The organism is Allobacillus salarius (genome assembly GCF_007559425.1).
Classification (GTDB): Bacteria; Bacillota; Bacilli; order Bacillales; family Alkalibacillaceae; genus Allobacillus; species Allobacillus salarius.
This window is the reverse complement of the sequence record NZ_VMHE01000094.1, coordinates 1-550: the sequence shown is the minus strand read 5'-3', so window position 1 is coordinate 550 and position 550 is coordinate 1. Positions and strand designations below refer to the sequence as shown.

General features: G+C 49.3%; 1 rRNA gene. It reads right to left on the bottom strand.

The annotated features are described in order from the left end of the window. Window positions 1-478 (bottom strand): 23S ribosomal RNA (locus FPQ13_RS13305); the annotation flags it as partial. Window positions 479-550 lie beyond the last annotated feature (72 nt).

Here is a 550-nt window from a genome sequence, read left to right as displayed (position 1 = left end):
GTATTTAGCCTTGGGAGATGGTCCTCCCGGATTCCGACGGAATTCCTCGTGTTCCGCCGTACTCAGGATCCATTCCGGAGGAAGGTTGATTTCGGTTACAGGGCTTTTACCCTCTGTGGCTGACCTTTCCAGATCAATTCACCTACCAACCTTCTTGGTAACTCCATATGGAATGTCCTACAACCCCAAGACGCATGCGTCTTGGTTTGGGCTAATTCCGTTTCGCTCGCCGCTACTCAGGAAATCGCGTTTGCTTTCTCTTCCTTCGGGTACTGAGATGTTTCAGTTCCCCGAGTTGTCTTCCGTTACCTATGTATTCAGTAACGGATACCACCCCATTACGGGTAGTGGGTTTCCCCATTCGGAAATCCCCGGGTCAAAGCTTACTTACAGCTCTCCGAGGCATATCGGTGTTAGTCCCGTCCTTCATCGACTCCTAGTGCCAAGGCATCCACCGTGCGCCCTTATTCACTTAACTTACTTTGCGTGAAAAGACGCCTAAATCTTTTCGTTTCGATGCTTGCTTCTTATCTAGTTTTCAAGGTACATG